The sequence below is a fragment of the Hwangdonia sp. genome (assembly GCF_048381975.1).
Lineage (GTDB): Bacteria > Bacteroidota > Bacteroidia > Flavobacteriales > Flavobacteriaceae > Hwangdonia > Hwangdonia seohaensis.
Genome location: NZ_JBLWYT010000004.1, coordinates 317,946 through 333,870, shown reverse-complemented (window position 1 = coordinate 333,870; position 15,925 = coordinate 317,946). Strand labels below are relative to the sequence as shown.

Annotated in this window: 14 protein-coding genes and 1 tRNA gene; 6 read left to right on the top strand and 9 right to left on the bottom strand. The window is 38.3% G+C overall.

Annotated elements, in window-relative coordinates; all coding sequences use genetic code 11:
- Nucleotides 1-243: 243 nt before the first annotated feature.
- Entirely contained in the window at nucleotides 244-891 is a 648-nt protein-coding gene (locus ACN5J7_RS09630) for a 50S ribosomal protein L25/general stress protein Ctc (RefSeq protein WP_418603743.1), read from the bottom strand.
- 27 nt (nucleotides 892-918) lie between these two features.
- Nucleotides 919-1,860: a ribose-phosphate pyrophosphokinase gene (locus tag ACN5J7_RS09625; protein ID WP_418603742.1), complete on the bottom strand. Its 942-nt coding sequence runs from the start codon at nucleotides 1,858-1,860 to the stop codon at nucleotides 919-921.
- Between the two features lie 144 nt (nucleotides 1,861-2,004).
- On the opposite strand from ACN5J7_RS09625, the gene ACN5J7_RS09620 reads away from it, so the two are divergent.
- Nucleotides 2,005-2,089: transfer RNA gene (locus tag ACN5J7_RS09620), tRNA-Leu, on the top strand.
- A 169-nt stretch (nucleotides 2,090-2,258) separates the two neighbouring features.
- Here the strand turns inward: ACN5J7_RS09620 and ACN5J7_RS09615 are convergent.
- Both ACN5J7_RS09615 and ACN5J7_RS09610 read right to left on the bottom strand, forming a co-directional pair.
- Nucleotides 2,259-3,170 carry an ABC transporter ATP-binding protein gene (locus ACN5J7_RS09615; protein ID WP_311935777.1) on the bottom strand — a complete coding sequence of 304 codons (912 nt, stop codon included), beginning with the start codon at nucleotides 3,168-3,170 and terminating at the stop codon, nucleotides 2,259-2,261.
- A 99-nt stretch (nucleotides 3,171-3,269) separates the two neighbouring features.
- Entirely contained in the window at nucleotides 3,270-5,426 is a 2,157-nt protein-coding gene (locus ACN5J7_RS09610; RefSeq protein ID WP_418603741.1) for a prolyl oligopeptidase family serine peptidase, read from the bottom strand.
- A gap of 93 nt (nucleotides 5,427-5,519) precedes the next feature.
- Between ACN5J7_RS09610 and ACN5J7_RS09605 the strand changes: the two genes are divergently transcribed.
- Nucleotides 5,520-6,476, top strand: coding sequence for a M28 family metallopeptidase (locus tag ACN5J7_RS09605; RefSeq protein WP_311935769.1), 957 nt, complete (start codon nucleotides 5,520-5,522; stop codon nucleotides 6,474-6,476).
- 11 nt (nucleotides 6,477-6,487) lie between these two features.
- On the opposite strand, the gene ACN5J7_RS09600 is transcribed toward ACN5J7_RS09605, so the two are convergent.
- The 5 genes from ACN5J7_RS09600 to ACN5J7_RS09580 all read right to left on the bottom strand — a co-directional run bounded on the left by ACN5J7_RS09600 (nucleotide 6,488) and on the right by ACN5J7_RS09580 (nucleotide 12,466).
- Entirely contained in the window at nucleotides 6,488-8,941 is a 2,454-nt protein-coding gene (locus ACN5J7_RS09600) for an MG2 domain-containing protein (RefSeq protein WP_418603740.1), read from the bottom strand.
- Nucleotides 8,942-9,122: 181 nt separating this feature from the next.
- The gene (locus ACN5J7_RS09595; RefSeq protein WP_418603739.1) at nucleotides 9,123-10,112 is read right to left on the bottom strand and encodes an aspartate-semialdehyde dehydrogenase; all 990 of its coding nucleotides are present in this window, start codon (nucleotides 10,110-10,112) and stop codon (nucleotides 9,123-9,125) included.
- A gap of 135 nt (nucleotides 10,113-10,247) precedes the next feature.
- On the bottom strand, nucleotides 10,248-10,649 hold the full coding sequence (gene mscL / locus ACN5J7_RS09590; RefSeq protein ID WP_418603738.1) for a large-conductance mechanosensitive channel protein MscL: 402 nt from the start codon (nucleotides 10,647-10,649) through the stop codon (nucleotides 10,248-10,250).
- A gap of 70 nt (nucleotides 10,650-10,719) precedes the next feature.
- Nucleotides 10,720-11,826: an alanine racemase gene (alr, locus tag ACN5J7_RS09585; RefSeq protein ID WP_418603737.1), complete on the bottom strand. Its 1,107-nt coding sequence runs from the start codon at nucleotides 11,824-11,826 to the stop codon at nucleotides 10,720-10,722.
- Nucleotides 11,819-12,466, bottom strand: a complete 648-nt coding sequence (locus ACN5J7_RS09580) for a thymidine kinase (protein ID WP_418603736.1) — start codon at nucleotides 12,464-12,466, stop codon at nucleotides 11,819-11,821. Before ACN5J7_RS09580 ends, alr begins: the two co-directional genes overlap by 8 nt.
- A 105-nt stretch (nucleotides 12,467-12,571) precedes the next feature.
- Between ACN5J7_RS09580 and ACN5J7_RS09575 the strand changes: the two genes are divergently transcribed.
- The 4 genes from ACN5J7_RS09575 (at nucleotide 12,572) to ACN5J7_RS09560 (ending at nucleotide 15,884) form a co-directional block, all read left to right on the top strand.
- Complete coding sequence (locus tag ACN5J7_RS09575) at nucleotides 12,572-13,330, top strand: hypothetical protein (protein WP_418603735.1); 759 nt, start codon at nucleotides 12,572-12,574, stop codon at nucleotides 13,328-13,330.
- 134 nt (nucleotides 13,331-13,464) lie between these two features.
- Nucleotides 13,465-14,136 carry a 16S rRNA (cytidine(1402)-2'-O)-methyltransferase gene (rsmI, locus tag ACN5J7_RS09570; RefSeq protein ID WP_418603734.1) on the top strand — a complete coding sequence of 224 codons (672 nt, stop codon included), beginning with the start codon at nucleotides 13,465-13,467 and terminating at the stop codon, nucleotides 14,134-14,136.
- Between the two features lie 45 nt (nucleotides 14,137-14,181).
- Complete coding sequence (locus tag ACN5J7_RS09565; RefSeq protein ID WP_418603733.1) at nucleotides 14,182-15,282, top strand: alkaline phosphatase; 1,101 nt, start codon at nucleotides 14,182-14,184, stop codon at nucleotides 15,280-15,282.
- A gap of 26 nt (nucleotides 15,283-15,308) precedes the next feature.
- Nucleotides 15,309-15,884: a uracil-DNA glycosylase family protein gene (locus ACN5J7_RS09560; RefSeq protein WP_311937471.1), complete on the top strand. Its 576-nt coding sequence runs from the start codon at nucleotides 15,309-15,311 to the stop codon at nucleotides 15,882-15,884.
- The last annotated feature ends 41 nt before the right edge of the window (nucleotides 15,885-15,925 follow it).

Genomic DNA, 15,925 nt, shown 5'->3' with positions numbered 1-15,925 from the left:
TGGGCTGATTTGCCCGCGTTAGGGACTGATGCGGCATCCTTTTTTGTGCTCAACCAACCATAAAGTTTGTTTTAAAACGTTTTTTACAATGTGGGAAACAAACTTGATGAGATACTGAAACAAGTTCAGCACAAGAAAGATATAGCGGAAAGCCCGACCCGATAGGGTAACGCCCAAGTTTTAAATATAAAAAAAGCATCCTGAACGAAACAGGATGCTTGTAAAGATTATGTTTAAAGGAATTTATTCTTTTGCTGCAGCAGCATCGTCGGTTTCAGTTGCCGGAACATCTCCTGCTTCTTCGCCTTCTGCTAATTCTTCATCATCTTCTTCGTCTTCGATAGCTACTCTGGATGTGCTTACTCGACAAACAACCGTGTTGTCGTTATGTAAAAAAGTGTACCCGTCGCTTGGTAAATCGCCAACTGCAATTTTATCGCCAATTTTTAGAGGTGTGATATCTATTTCTATAAAATCGGGCAAGTTTGCTGGAAGTGCTTTAATACGTAGCTTTCTGTTGGTTCTTCTTAAAACACCACCGTTTTTAACACCTTTTGAGTTACCCACAAGTTGTACGGGGATATTAAGGGCAATTTCTTTATCTTCGAATAACTGATAGAAATCTACGTGTAAGATTCTGTCTGTTACCGGGTGAAATTGAATGTCTTGGAGTACTGCGTTTAAAGTTTCTCCGTTGTCCAACTCAATCACAACTGTATGCGCATTTGGCGTGTATACAAGTTTAGAGAAGGCTAATTCTTGTGCAGAGAAATGCACTGGTTTGTCTCCTCCGTATAATACGCAAGGAACCTGACCAGCATTACGTAAGGCTTTTGTTGCTTTTTTGCCCACGCTTTCTCTTTGAGATCCGTTGATTGTAATTGATTTCATTTTTCTATTTATATATTAATTATTAATTTACATTACAAATTGAGAACTAATGGATTTATTATGATGCACTTTATGCATAACGTTTGCAAATAAATCGGCACAGGTTAATACCCTTACTTTATCACTTTTTTGTGTTAAGGGAATTGAATCTGTTACTATTAATTCTTCTAATTTTGAATTTTCTATTTTATTATAAGCGTCACCAGATAAAATAGGATGTGTACAAATGGCTCTTACACTTAAGGCACCACGCTCCATCATTAAATCTGCTGCCTTGGTTAGCGTTCCTGCTGTATCTACCATATCGTCAACCAGAACCACGTTTTTGCCTTCCACGTTACCAATGAGTTCCATATGGGAAATTACATTAGCCTTTGCGCGTTGTTTGTAACAAATAACCACATCGCTTTCTAAAGCCTTGGAATAGGCATACGCTCTTTTTGAGCCACCCATATCTGGCGAAGCGATGGTTAAATTAGGCAGATTTAAGCTCTTTAAATAAGGTAGGAAAATGGTAGATGCAAATAAATGATCTACGGGTTTTTCAAAAAAGCCTTGAATTTGATCGGCGTGCAAATCCATTGTTATAATTCTGGTAGCGCCTGCAGCTTCAAGCATTTTAGCTATTAATTTTGCTGCAATTGGCACTCTGGGTTTATCTTTTCTATCTTGTCTTGCCCAGCCAAAATATGGCATTACTGCTGTAATGTGTCTCGCCGATGCGCGTTTTGCAGCGTCGATCATTAACAGTAATTCCATTAAATTTTCAGAACTCGGATTGGTAGATCCTATAATGAAAATTCGTGTCCCTCTAATCGATTCTTCATAAGAGGGTTGAAATTCGCCATCGCTGTAAGTTGAGGTAATTACATTTCCTAAACTTGTGCCATAGGCTGCAGCAATATTTTTAGCTAGTCCTATACTTTGTGAACAGGTAAAAATTTTAGCTTCGGTAATAGCGTCGGGCATGGTTAACTTATTGTTTTATAGCGCAAAAACGGCACTTTATTTTTAACGAGGTGCAAATTTATGCATTTATTTTAACCTAAAAAGTATATTGTCGAGTATTTTTATGAATTATATGGAAAATATATATATTTTTGCGGTCTAAATGCTCAAGTGGCGGAATTGGTAGACGCGCTGGATTCAAAATCCAGTTTCTTCGGAAGTGTGGGTTCGATTCCCACCTTGAGTACCAAAAAACCCTGTTAACATTTTGTTTTACAGGGTTTTTGCTTTTTATAAAGTTGCAATGTAGTAACATTTCCGCATAATATTTTGTTTTGGAGGGTATGCCTAAATCAAAAAAAATCAATATTTTCTTGCTATAACAGAGGGTTGGCATAAACTAGAACATGTTTTAAAGACTATGAGGATGTTAACAGGTAGACAACTTGATTTGCGTTTAGCTGTATTTCACTTTCAAAAAACACAGTGTCACCGTTAAAATCGGCTTCAATCAAATAGCAATAGCCTTTAAAATAGCTTTGTTTTACGGTGGCTTTTAAATCGGATTTATCCACCACTTTAAGCTGATGCGCGTAAACAAAGGCATCGTCTATAACATTAAATTCATCGAAAAAAGAAGCGATTAATTTATTTTGAGGCGTTTTGTACAACTGTTGTGGTGTATCGTTTGCCATAATGCTAGTGGCATGCAAAACAATCATACGGTTCGAAAAAGGCAATACATCATCTTTATCGTGGGTAGCCACAATGCAAGCGATGTTTTTTTCTTTTAAATATTTAAATAAACTTCGGCGTAAAGACTGTTTTTTAAAATTATCAATGTGGCTAAATGGTTCATCCAACAAAATAATTTCGGGCTGTTTCGCAATGGCCCTTGCCAAAGCGACGCGTTGTTTTTGCCCGCCACTTAATTCTTTAACCAAAATGTTTTTAAAGGCTGTTAATTCAACAACCTCTAAAAGCTCATCAATCCGGTTCTTTTTTTCTTCGGGATAAAAGTTTGAAAGATAAGCGCCAATGTTTTCGGCTACGGTAATAAACGGCATTAAATCGAATTCTTGGGCGACGTATTTCATGTATTCCGGACCAATAACAAGATTGTGTTTCGGCCCCAGAATCTCTTCATCTTTCCAAAATATTTGTCCATCGTTTAAATCGTAGGTACCGTACAACAACTTTAACAGCGTACTTTTGCCCGAGCCGCTTTCACCAATAATAGAAACGTGTTCACCGGGGTTTACTTTAAAAGAAATGCCTTTTAAAATGGGTGCTTTTTTATATGAAAATGTTATGTTTTTAACTTGAAGCATAGCGCAAAAATAACATAAAAACCGTTCCTCTTTTTAGAAAAACGGTTTTTGATTAACTTTATAATGAGACACTTTGGTTACGCTTAGCGTGACACCTAATTAGCCTTTTATTTTTTCTTTGGTTTTACTTGGCAACACATCAAAGCCCATGTTGTAAAGCGTGAAGCCGAAAATGTCGGCATACTGCTCAATGGTTTTGCTAACCGGTGTTCCCGCACCATGGCCGGCATCGGTTTCAATACGAATTAACGTTGGGTTTGTTCCCGCTTGTTTGTTTTGTAATTCGGCAGCAAATTTAAAACTGTGCGCCGGCACCACCCTGTCGTCATGATCGCCAGTGGTTATTAAAGTTGCTGGGTATTTTACGCCTTCTTTTACGTTATGTAATGGGGAGTAACCTTTAAGATATTCAAACATGTCTTTACTTTGTTCGGCCGTTCCGTAATCGTAGGCCCAACCTGCTCCAGCTGTAAATGTATGGTAACGCAGCATATCTAAAACACCAACGGCAGGTAATGCCACTTTGGCTAAATCCGGGCGCTGTGTCATAACCGCACCAACCAATAAACCACCGTTTGAACCACCACGAATGGCCAAATAATCAGATGAGGTATAGTTGTTTTCAATTAAATATTCACCTGCAGCTATAAAATCGTCAAATACATTTTGCTTTTTCATTTGCGTGCCTGCATCGTGCCAAATTTTACCGTATTCGCCACCTCCACGTAAATTAGGAACAGCAAGTATGCCGCCTTGTTCCATCCAAACGGCATTGGCAATACTAAACGACGGTGTTAAACTGATATTAAATCCGCCATAGCCATATAAAATGGTTGGGTTTTTACCATCGATAATCAGGTTTTTATGATGTGTGATCATCATGGGTATTTTAGTGCCGTCCTTTGAGGTGTAAAACACTTGATTGGACACATAATCGTTACTATCAAACGCAATGGACGGTTTCCAATACGATTGGGTTTCACCGGTTTCCGGATTGAATTTATAAAGGCTTGAAGGTGTATTGTAATTGGTAAACGAATAATATAATTCCTTGTCCTTCTTTTTGCCTCCAAAACCATTTACAGTACCCAAACCTGGCAGTTCAACATCTCTTATTAACTCGCCTTTATAGTTGTATTGTTTTACTTTAGAAAGCGCATCAACCATATATTTGGCAAAGAAATACCCGCTTCCGGTTGAAGGGTTTAAAACGTTTTCAGTTTCAGCGATAAAATCCACCCAGTGCTCTGGTGTTGGATTAGAGGCATCAACCGTTACTATCTTTTTGTTTGGTGCATTTAGGTTTGTTACCAAAAATAGCTTGCTATCTTCGTTTTCAATAATAAAAGTATCGCTATCGGTATGATCTAAAATGGTAACAAGTTCACTTTTAGGATTAGATAAATCCTTTATAAACAACTTGTTTCCAGAAGTAGATACTTTAGCCGAAATAATTAAATAGCGGTTGTCCTCGGTTACGCTGCCCGAAACATATCGGTGTTTTTCTTCTGCTGTTCCACCAAAAATTAAAGCATCTTCTTTTTGAGGAGTTCCTAATTTATGGTAATATAATTTGTGCTGATCGGTTTTGGCAGAAAGTTCGCTGCCTTTGGGTTTATCGTAACTTGAATAGTAAAACCCTTCATTTTTATACCACGAAATACCGCTGAATTTTACATCTTTAAGCGTGTCTTCAACCACTTCTCGTGTTTCAGGATTCATAACAATAATTTTCCGCCAATCGCTACCACCTTCAGAGATGGAATAGGCCAGCATATCACTGTCTTTTGAAAAGCTTAGGCCACCTCCCAATGAAATGGTGCCATCTTTAGAAAATGTATTCGGGTCTAAAAACACCTCGGCTTCTTCAACGCCTTTTTTTCTGTAATAAACATTTTGATTCTGTAAACCATTATTTTTTGAAAAATACGTGTATTCGCCTTCAATAAACGGGGCGCCTATTTTTTCGTAGTTCCATAGTTCAGATAAACGCTCTTTTAATTCGTCCCTAAACGGAATGTTATCTAAATACGCATAAGTACTTTGGTTTTGCGTTTTTACCCATGCTTCGGTTTCTTCACTTCTATCGTCTTCCAACCAACGGTACGGGTCTCTAACTTCTACGCCAAAGTATGTGTCAACGGTATCTACCGTTTTTGTTTCAGGATAATTCACAACTACATTTTTTTCTTCTTTTCCATTTTTACAACCTACAGTAAGTGTAAGTGTGCAAATAATAACTAATATTTTTTTCATGATTGATAAATAATTAATCTCCAAAAATAAGCAAAACAAACCAAAGTTTATGGCTACTTGTTATATATTTGAAGCTATTAAAAATGAGAGATTATGAATAAGGTTTTACTGTGTTTATTGATTGGCGTTTTAAGCGTAAGCGTGTTTTCACAGGCTGAAATCACAGAAAAGGAATTAAAAGACCACATGTTGTTTTTAACATCTGAAAAAAATGCAGGTCGATATCCCGGAGGAAAAGCCAATAGACGCGTTGTTAATTACTTAAAAAAGGAGTTTAAAAACATAGGTGTTACACCTTTTGATATGGGTTATAAGCAACCTTTTAATGCGACGTTAAGAGTTGAAAAAGGTGTGGATAAAAAGCCAGTTGTGAAAACGTGGAATGTGGTTGGTTTTATTGAAGGTAACGATGCTACGCTTAAAAATGAATATATTGTTTTGGGCGCACACTACGATCATTTGGGTTTGGGTGGTCCATCGTCAAAATCCGATAAAAAGAATACCATTCATTACGGTGCCGATGATAATGCAAGCGGAACAGCAGCCTTATTGGAAATTGCCGAAAAAATTGCAAGTCAAAAACAGCTTTTAAAACGCAGTATTATTTTTATTGCTTTTGGTGCCGAAGAACAAGGGTTGTTAGGGAGCAAGTATTTTGTTGATAATCCTCTAGTGCCATTATCTCAAATTAAATTAATGATTAACATGGATATGGTTGGCAGAATGAATAAAGAAAAGCACGTTTATATGGGCGGTGCGGGTACATTTCCCGGTGGTGTTAATTTTATGCAAACCTTGGGCGAATCCTTAAACTTAACACCCATTGTGCATGCCGGTTCTGTTGGCGGATCCGACCATGTGTCGTTTTACAAAAAAGGCATTTCGGTTTTAGGGATGCATACGGGCGGACATCCGCAATACCATAAACCAGAAGACACGATTGATCTAATAAACTTCGAAGGCCAAAAACAGGTGTCCGAATATATTTTTAAAACGATTATGAAGCTTGCTACTACCGATTATAAAATGGAGTTTTTCAAGCAAGATTAAATATCAACAATTCATTTAACATCAAAATAGGCTTCAGCTTTAAAAGGCGTTCCCTTGGATGTAATGCCTTCTAACAAAATCTTATAAGTTGCCGATTTATGGCCGGTTTTAAATGCTATTTTAAACGAATGGGATGGTTCCAGTTTTAAATCAGGATTCCAATAGAGTGTAGATGAGTCATTTTCATCTTGATTAAACTTTCTAGCTTGGTAATAGCCTGGGTGATAAAAACTAATCGATACATTTCTATTATTTGGGATATCATTTTCTTCTGAGCCGTCAAAGGTATAAAAAGCTATAACACCAACACCGCCTCTCACACCATAAATAGCAGCTTGAGAGGGTTGTATAATATCAACGAAATCTATATCCTGAATTGACATTGAAGTAACAAAATCATAATCTGTAGGAAACCCATCGACTAAAAACAACGGTCTTGGGTCATTATATTCTTCTTTTTCTTCTCCAGGAGTACCGATTTTGAATGGGTCTACTGTATCAACCATATTTATGCGCCTCCCTCTAATTATTATAAAATTACCAATTACATCAAACCCTGGGATTCTACCTTGTAAAGCATGAAGTGGATTTGTAGCTGTTGGTGAAATGCGCAAATTTTTAAAATCTAAAGTGCGCGATGGGCTTACATATAAAGCTGCCTTTCTTTTTTCAGCATATCTATCCAACCGTTTTTTTTCGGCAATTAGCTTTATTTCGTTTAATTTAATTTCGCCTTTTCGTGGCGCAAATTCAGTATTTCTATGTTGTTTTATTTTAGGCTCTAAAAGCGCATTGCCCTTGGTTGTTGTTTTTTCGGGAATAGGCTTTATGTGCACCGGGGGCGGGATAAATGAGTCCAACTCAACAATAAAGTCCCTGCTATAATTTCTGGCATTTAATCTTTTGGCTTTTACTGCAACAAAAGTCCGTTGGTCAAAATTAAGGTCATTGAAGCTAAAACGACCTAAACTGTCCGTTATCGTTTTATCGTGTCCAATCTCATTGCCGTTTTTATAGGTAACCGTTACATGGGCTTTTACCGGTTTGTTTTTGTGCACTTCTTTAACCGTTCCTTTTAGGCTAAAACCGGATTCGGGCAAAAATTTCAAGTCATTGCCCCCAATATTGTCTTTGGAAAAAAGTTGGTTGCTCTTTTGAGCTATTAATATTTGGTGTACGGTTTTTTTGCTTACTGAATCGTTGGCGAAATAAGAACCAAACCGCTCAAAATCGTCTCTTATTTCGGGATTGAAAAGCAATTGGGATTTTATGTCCGGGCCCGAACCCTTGTTTGTTTCGGGATTGACTTCGGTAACGGAAACGGACATGTCCGCCTTTAGGCTTTCGTCCAATAATTGATCGAAACTTATTTCAATTTCGGCCAGCTCATGGGCTTCATAGGTTTTTTTTGAGGGCGTAACAATTGCTTTTTGTTCTAGATTTTCAGAATCGATAAAGGCGAGTTCTTCGCTTAAAACCGTTCCGTTTTTATCTACAAGCTGGAACCGGATTAAGCCGTATTCTACATCGGATTTTGGCAAATCAACGGCGGCCACGGCGTTATTCCCATTTAATCTGGCTTGACAAATAATTTCCCCTTTCTGAAAGCCCGACAGTTCGAGGCCGTCCATACCATTGGGCAATGACGAATACACATTTGCCCTGTAGCTATTATGTGTTTCATCGATTCTAATGGTGGCGCCGTGGTCCTTAACGGGCGGCAAAGGGTAGCCGTGTTTTACGCCATTATGGGAAACGATTGCGGTATAGCTCCTGCCCTTTTGGGGGATAAACTGGAAGCTTCCCAACCCGAATTTAGTGGTTTCAAAATGTAGGGTTTTAGTATTGGTGTCATCAAAAACATCGCCTTTTACATGCACACCTTTTTTCAAAGAGTTGGTTGCTTTTACAACGATTCTATTTAAAAAACCGCCAATCATATTGCCGCCTTCCGGGGAAAAAGCAATAAAGGGTGTTGCCGTTGCCATATGGGTGTTAAAACCATTATTTGGCCCTGTGACGTTCACGTAAATGTTTTTCCTAAAGAAATGGGAGCCATCAAAATTCCTCATAAAATTGGTATAGGCCCTTATGGTATAAGCGCCGTCCATGGCATCTTCGGGCAATTTAAAATCGCCCTTTCCGGCACCTTCGTTCATCTTAATTGTTTTAGAGTCAATTATGGTGTTGTTTGGGTCTATCAAATCTACGTAGGTTACTTTGCTTGCAGTTCGGGGCGCATGGTTTTTGGTGCCGACCAAATATACTTTGTACCAAATGTTTTCACCTTGATTGTAATGGGTTTTGTCAAAATGGATGTATATGTTTTCTTTTGAAACCGAAGCAGCTTTGTACTTGATATCGGCAACCAAAAATCCGGTGTTATTTGGAAAAACGGTTAGTGATAACAGAATGACAAACAGGTTGATACTTATCGGGCCTAGAGAAGCGAAGTGTGGTTTCATTGAACGTGTTTTTTGGCTTGGATATGGTTATTGTACTACAAAAATAGTTCCGAAAAAAAGTACGGTAAAAGGTTGATTTTTAATACAATTATGTCTAAATATATCGAATTTATTTTTATAAAAAAAGTCCTTGTAATTTTTACAAGGACTTTTTTAATAATATAATTTTAAAGTTAAAAACCTAAACCAGCTTGTTTTCAACTAAATATTCAGCAATTTGAATGGTATTGGTCGCAGCGCCTTTGCGTAAGTTATCGGCAACAATCCACATGTTTAAAGTGTTTGGTTGCGTTTCGTCCCTTCTCAGTCTGCCCACAAAAACATCATCTTTGTCGTGTGCATAAATTGGCATAGGGTATGTGTTCGTATCTGTGTTATCTTGTAAAATGATTCCAGGAGTTTCGTGTAGCATTTTACGAACATCGGCCAAATCAAAATCTTTTTCAAACTCCACATTAACCGCTTCCGAGTGTCCACCGGACGTTGGAATTCTCACCGCCGTAGCTGTTACGGAAAAGGTTTTGTCGTTAAATATTTTTTGAGGCTCGCGGGCTAGTTTCATTTCTTCTTTGGTGTAACCGTTGGCTTCAAAAACATCGCAATGTGGCAAGGCATTTCTTCCGATAGGATACGGATAAGCCATTTCGCCATCAACACCGGCAATTTCGTTTTCCAATTGTTTTACGGCTTTTACGCCCGTGCCAGAAACCGATTGATACGTAGAAACCACAACACGTTTCATTTTATATGCGTTATGTAGCGGTGCCAAGGCCATCACCATTTGAATGGTTGAGCAATTGGGGTTGGCAATAATCTTATCGGCTTTGGTTAACTCTTTGGCATTGATTTCAGGTACCACTAATTTTTTGGTCGGGTCCATTCTCCAAGCCGAAGAATTATCGATAACCGTAGTGCCGGCTTCTGCAAATTTTGGAGCCCACTCTAAAGAGGTTTCGCCTCCGGCAGAAAAAATAGCGATATCTGGTTTGGCTGCCACGGCATCGGCTAAGCCAATAACGGTGTGCTCTTTATCTTGATATCTTAGTTTTTTGCCCACAGAACGTTCTGAAGCAACCAACAACAATTCACTAATTGGAAAATTACGTTCTGCCAATACTTTTAGCATCACTTCGCCAACCATTCCAGTGGCGCCTACAACAGCTACTTTCATTTTTATTTTTTTAAAATAATTACTGCGACAAAATTAAGTATTAATTCTATTTTAAAACATATAAAAAGCCTTTGTTTAGGTAAAACAAAGGCTTTTTGACAACAAATAACAAAATGTTATTTATTTAACACGTTATTATTTTTTTAGCAAATCTCTAATTTCAGCTAATAAATCTTCTTGCGATGGTCCTGCAGGAGCTTCTGGAGCAGGTTCTTCTTTCTTCTTCATTTTATTAACGCCTTTTACCACCATAAACATAACGAAGGCTACAATTAGGAAATCGATAACATTGGTTAAAAAAGTACCGTATTCTAAAAACACTTCGCCAACGGTTTCGCCAGCATCGTTAACCGTGCCGTCTTGTAATTTATAGCGTAAATCTTTGAAGTCGGAATTGAAAATCAATCCAATTAAAGGCGAAACTATGCCTCCCGTAAAGGCGGTAACCACTTCTTTAAACGCAGCACCCATTACAAAACCTACGGCAATGTCTATAAGGTTGCCCTTCATTGCAAATTCTTTAAACTCTTTTAACATAATTTTAAATTTTTAGTTTGTAGGTTACTAATTTAGTTAAAAAAATTAAATGTTAACAAATGTTAAAAATCTATTGAATAATAACGCGTTTAATACGTTGCGAAATCGCCGTTAAAAGCTCATAGGAAATAGAGTTGGTGGTTTCGGCTAAATTTTCGGCGGTGTGTTTTCCATCAAAAACAATCACTTCGTCGCCTTCTTTACAATCAATATTGGTAATGTTCACCATAATCATATCCATACAAACATTGCCAATAATTTCGGCTTTTTGCCCGTTTATGGTTACAAAACCTTTGCCGTTACCGTATTGTCTGCCAATGCCATCGGCATGACCAATAGGTAGCGTTGCCGTTTTTAAAAAGGCATCACTTTTAAAGGCCCGATTATAACCTACCGATTCTCCTTTTTCAATCGAATGAATTTGAGAAATAACCGTTTTTAAAGTCGCAATGGGTTTTAAATACTTGTTTTCTTTGTCCGAATTTCCAAAACCATACAATCCAATGCCGCTTCGTACCATATCAAAATGGGCTTCGGGATAATTTAATAGACCCGAGGTATTGCAGACATGGAGCATCGGTTTGTAACCCATAGTATTTATGAAGTTTTCAGAAATCGATTTGAAGCTTTCAATTTGATTTAAGGTGAATGCTTTTTCATTAAAATCCTCACTGGCGGCTAAATGCGAAAAAATGGATGTTACTTTTACCGAAGGCGATTCTTTTAATTTTGATGCGATATAATCAACATCATTTTCCCAAAAGCCCAATCGGTTTAAACCTGTATTAAACTTAATATGAATGGGATAGTTGGTTTGTTTTTCCGCGGAAGCGATAGCTATAAATTCGTTTAAAACCTTGGCATTGTACAAGCTAGGTTCTAAGCCATGTTCAATTAAGGTTTTAAAATTCACAGCCTGCGGATGCAATATCAAAATGGGTTTTGTAATGCCCGCATGCCGCAATGCCACGCCTTCGTTTACGTAAGCCACGGCAAAATAATCCACATGGAGTTCTTGCAGGCAATTGGCTATTTCGCAGGCATCGCTACCATATCCAAAAGCTTTAACAACAGCTAAAAATTGAGTGTGCTTATTAAGTTTCGATTTTAAATGCTTAAAGTTGTGTTTAAGGGCTTTTAAATCGATTTCAAGTAGGGTTTCTTGCGCTTTAGGCATTGGAGTTTTTGGGTTTAGAAGTAATTTCCTCAGCGTCGTTAACCTTCATGTTTCGTACTTTATCGCGCATCATGGCTTTGTAATATGCGGCTCTACTTAAGGGCTCATATTCATCAACTTCGCCCAAAAGCACCAGGTTATCGCTTTTGGCTTTCCGGTAACTGTATTGTGCCAAATTCCCCGTTCGGGTGCAAACAGCGTGCACTTTGGTAACATATTCGGCCGTTGCCATAAGATTTGGCATGGGCCCAAAAGGGTTGCCCTTAAAGTCCATATCCAATCCGGCAACAATAACGCGAATGCCTTTATTGGCCAAATCGTTACAAACACGTACAATTTCATCATCAAAAAACTGGGCTTCATCAATGCCAACTACATCGCAACCATCGGCCAAAATTGGGATGTTGGCTGCGGCAGGAACCGGTGTGGAGCGGATTTCGTTCGCATCGTGAGACACCACCATAGCATCGTCGTAACGCACATCGATAGCGGGTTTAAAAATTTCCACTTTTTGTCGAGCAAATTGCGCGCGCTTGAGCCTTCGGATGAGTTCTTCGGTTTTTCCAGAAAACATGGAGCCACAAATAACTTCAATCCAACCAAATTGTTCTTTATGATTTACTGTATTTTCAAGAAACATTTCGTAATTTTAACACTAAAACAAAGGAATTTTTCGTTTGTATAAAGGTGGCGCAAATTTATTAAAAATCAAAAGGCTAAATAGCAATAATTTTAAAAAATATAAATGATGAAGAAGAAGTTAGAGTCGGAACTCATTAGTATAGCACATAGAATTCTTAAATTAAAAGGAAAGGAAGACGTTTTAAAAATGCACGCAGAAGCCGTTGCACTTTGCGAAAAACTGGCGGTTTTAAAGTTTGCACACGAAAACTTTGAGGACGATATCCCGTCCATTGGCAACGATTCCTCTTTTTTCGATATGTTAGATACGGCGTTTAACAATAAGGTAAGCGACAATATTGAGGTAGAAGACAAGGTGTACATTAATCTCGATGATTATGAAAACGAGGCCATTACAGAGCCCTTAATGGAGACCATTAAAGATATGGTGGCGCATATGCCACTGGAGAGTTTGGAAGTCGATCCGGTTTTTGAAGAAGCCATTCCGCCCAAGCCATCTGTAAAATCGGCAACCCAACGCGAAAACGATTTTGAAACCATAACCTCTGGTTTTGAAGAAACACCGGTTTTCGAGCCCATTTCAAAATCGCAAAATGGCGGCGAAAAAAAATCGTTAAACGATAAGCTAAAAAATGGCGGGCTCAACATTGGGCTAAACGACAAAATAGCTTTTATCAAGCATTTGTTTAACGGCAAAAGCGAAGATTACGATCGCGTATTGTCGCAATTAAACACAACCGCATCCCTTAGCGATGCCAAACGATTTATTGAAGATATTGTAAAACCAGATTATAACTTTTGGGCAGATAAAGAAGAGTTCGAATCACGATTTATGGAAATTATAGAAAGTAAGTTTCTTTAAAATTTGGGTGTTCCCACGCCAAAAAAAGCGTGGTCGCGCTTTCGGTAGTCGCTTTTTTGTGTTGCATAGGTGCAACAACACAAAAAGAGCTCCAACAATACCTTAATCCCTAACACAGCAGCAACGATTATTACATGAGTAAACTATACATCGTACCAACACCCATAGGTAATTTAAAAGACATTACATTTCGAGCTATCGATGTTTTAAAAGCAGCCGATTTAATTCTCGCCGAAGACACGCGTACTTCAGGGAAACTGTTAAAACATTACGAGATTGCAACCCACATGCAATCGCACCACATGCACAACGAGCATAAAACGGTAGAAAGCATCATTCAAAAAATAAAAAGCGGCACCACGGTAGCACTAATTAGCGACGCCGGAACACCGGCCATTTCAGACCCCGGGTTTTTGTTAACCCGTGCTTGTATCGAGCATAATATTGAAGTGGATTGTTTGCCCGGAGCCACCGCCTTTGTACCGGCTTTGGTAAATTCAGGATTACCAAACGACAAGTTTGTTTTCGAGGGGTTTTTACCCGTTAAAAAAGGCCGGCAAACCCGATTACTGCTTTTAGCCGAAGAAACCAGAACTATTATTTTTTACGAAAGTCCGCATAAATTGGTTAAAACACTGGGTCATTTTTGCGCGTATTTTGGCGAAGACAGGCAAGTATCGGTGTCACGAGAATTAACGAAACTGTACGAAGAAACCATTCGCGGAACCGCTAAAGAAGTTTTAGAATATTATACCAATAAGCCTCCAAAAGGCGAGATTGTTATTGTAGTTGGCGGAAAGAAATAAAAACAAAAATTTAATATTTATTATAAAATTCAAAACATAAAACCCATGAAATATTATAAAATATCGTCTGTATTGTTAATTGTTTTTGTGTTTACAATTGGTTTTAAGCCCGTAGAAGTGGAGCATAAGAAAACAATTAAAACACCTAAAAATGTTATATTGTTAATTGGGGACGGGATGGGGCTAACCCAGGTTTCAAGTAGCTTTTATTTTGGGAATGAAAGTTCAAGTTTTGAGCGCTTTAAACAAATAGGGTTTATAAAAACGTCTTCCCAAAGTCACTTGATTACCGATTCGGCAGCTGGAGCTACGGCTTTTTCAGCAGGTATAAAAACCTACAATGGCGCTATAGGAGTAGACCAAGACGCTTTGGCAGTACCGTTAATAACCCATAAAGCTGCGCAAGCAAAAGTAGTAACCGGGGTAATAAGCACTTCTTCAATTACGCACGCAACACCTGCTTCTTTTTTCGCTCATGTTAAAAGTAGAAATATGCAAGAGGAAATTGCGGCTCAACTACCGGGGTCTGAAATAGATTTTTTTGCGGGAGCTGGTAATGATTTCTTTTTCAAAAGAAAGGACAAATTAGATTTGGGAGCACTTTTTTCTGAAAACGGATTTATTGTCGATACGGTTTCTTTGCAAAAACCTCAAAATTTTAATTTAGATAAAAAATACGGCTATTTATTGGCACCAAAACATATGCCCAAAATGAGCGAAGGCCGAGGCGATTTTTTAAGTCAAGCCACCCGATTAGGTGTCGAGTATTTATCTCAAAACAATCAAGGTTTTTTCCTTATGGTAGAGGGCTCCCAAATAGATTGGGGCGGACATGCCAACGACTCCGAGTATATTGTTGAAGAAGTAAAGGATTTTAGCAAAGTTATTGGTGAAGTCCTTGATTTTGCAGAGAAGGATGGCAACACGCTCGTTATTGTAACTGCAGACCATGAAACGGGAGGTTATACACTTGCTTCCGAAAATGGAGATTATAATAAAATTAAAGGAAGCTTCTCAACAGGAGGGCATTCGGCTACTTTAATTCCAGTGTTTGCGTATGGCCCCGGTTCAGAGAGCTTTCAAGGTATTTATGAAAACCATGCTATATATCATAAAATTATTCAATTAACCAATTGGGGTAAATAAGCGAACAATTAATCAATTTAATCATGATGGATGTTTTATTGAACAATATAAAACAATGCACCATTTGTAAAGCCCATTTGCCATTGGGACCACGCCCTGTGGTATCGGCACATCCAGATTCTAAAATCGTGATTATCGGTCAAGCTCCGGGAATCAAAGTGCACAGTACTGGAATTCCGTGGGACGACCCAAGCGGCAAACAATTACGGAAATGGCTCGATGTTACCGATGAAGATTTTTATGATGAAAAAAAATTTGCCATTATCCCCATGGGATTTTGTTATCCGGGAAAAGGAAAATCGGGCGATCTGCCACCACGACCAGAGTGCGCACCACAATGGCACAAGCTCTTGTTTGACGAACTTAAAAATGTAGAGCTTATTATTTTAATTGGCATGTATGCCCAAAAGTATTATTTGCAAAAAGACGCAAAGAAAACATTAACCGAAACGGTTAGAAATTATAGAGAGTATTTACCCAAATATTTGCCCTTGCCACATCCGTCGCCGCGAAATCGGTTTTGGCTAGCGAAGAACCCGTGGTTTGAAGTTGAGGTATTGCCGGAGTTGAAAGAACGGGTAAAACACATATTGACAACTTGATAAATATTCAAAAAACATTATCAATACGTGTTTGTTTTTCT